A 1,422-nucleotide genomic window follows, 5' to 3' on the forward strand; every position below is an offset into this window, starting at 1 on the left:
TCCCACCGCGCTGTGGCCGCTGGTCGTACCCCCCGATCGGGCGGCGTTCGTCGGGGAGGCCCGGGGGGTGTGGCTGTGGCTGGTGCTCTGGCCGGCCGACGCGGCCCTGCTCCTGCTGGAACACCTCGTGCTGCGGGACCTGCGCGACGATCCGCAGCTCGGCGAGCGGTCGTTCTTCGGTGCATCGAGCCAGCACCTGTCCGCGGGGCCGCTGCCCGGGCGGTGAGCCGCCATGGTCACGCATCCCCGGCTCCGCATCCCCGGCCGTTGGGGGACCTGCCGCACCCGCCCGTAAGCTCGCTCACCATGACGGACGCCGCTGCCCCCCGCACACCCTCCCGGGGAAGCCTCGGTACGGTGGCGCCGCAGCCGCTGCGGGTCGAACCCGCCGAGGTCGACCGCAACCGGCTGGCCGTGATCGTCAACCCGAGCGCGGGTCACGGGCGGGCGATGCGGATGCTCGACGGCGTCCGCGCCGAGCTCGCGCGCTGGGCGCGGGACGTCCGGGTCACCCCGACCCGCGACCTCGCCCACGCGGACGATCTCGCGGCGGTGGCCACCGCCCAGGGCCGGGTCGTGGTCGCGCTCGGGGGCGACGGCCTAGCCGGCGCGGTGGCAGGGGGGGTGGCCCGCTGCGGCGGCGTGCTCGCGGTGCTCCCCGGCGGGCGCGGTAACGACTTCGTGCGTGGTCTCGGCTTGCCCCGCGACCCGTGCCGCGTCGCGGCCGGGCTTGCGCACGCCCGGGAACGCCGGGTCGACCTGCCCGAGGTCGGCGGCCGGCCGTTTCTGGGGATCGCGAGCGTCGGCTACGACTCCGACGTCCAGGTGATCGCCAACCGGACCCGGTTCCTGCGCGGTCAACAGGTCTACACCTACGCGGCGCTGCGGGCGCTGGCCGCCTGGCGCCCGGCGCGCTTCACGGTGACGGTGGACGACCTCGCGCCTCGGGACCTGGTCGGGTGGACGGTTGCGGCGGCGAACTCGGCGTACTACGGCGGCGGGATGCGGTTCGCCCCCGGGGCGGACATCGCCGACGGGCTGCTGGACGTCCTGCTGATCTCGCGCACCTCCCGCCTGACGTTCCTGGCGCTGTTCCCGCGGGTGTTCTCCGGGCGTCACGTCGACACCCGGCACGTGCGGGTGCTGCGGGCCCGGCGGGTGCGCATCGAGGCCGACCGGCCCTTCGCCGTCTACGCCGACGGCGATCCGCTGGCGTCGTTGCCGGCGGAGATTGTCGTGCGCCCCGGTGCCCTGCGGCTGCTCGTGCCGGTTATTCCGGCGTCCTGAAGCCGGATTCCGGCGCCGGGCGGTCGGGTTCGGCCGCTGTGGATTCGGCCGGGTCCGCGGTCTCGGGCCTCGGCGTGGTCTCGGGTGTCAGCGTGATCTCGGGGGTCGCGTGATAGTCGATGCGGCCGGCTGCCT

2 protein-coding genes are annotated in these 1,422 nt (G+C 75.5%); both read left to right on the forward strand.

Annotated features, from left to right (window positions below; all coding sequences use genetic code 11):
• The coding region (locus tag AC08ON_RS08995; RefSeq protein WP_476616778.1) for a DUF6758 family protein at window positions 1-226 on the forward strand (226 nt) is incomplete at its 5' end.
• A gap of 80 nt (window positions 227-306) precedes the next feature.
• Window positions 307-1,287, forward strand: coding sequence for a diacylglycerol/lipid kinase family protein (locus tag AC08ON_RS09000; RefSeq protein ID WP_476607097.1), 981 nt, complete (start codon window positions 307-309; stop codon window positions 1,285-1,287).
• Window positions 1,288-1,422: the final 135 nt, after the last annotated feature.

The organism is Frankia sp. CoWAU3 (assembly GCF_977971855.1).

Excerpts from the sequence above, each read along its gene's own strand:
- AC08ON_RS09000 (WP_476607097.1), top strand. The coding sequence starts at position 307 with ATGACGGACGCCGCTGCCCCCCGCACACCCTCCCGGGGAAGCCTCGGT.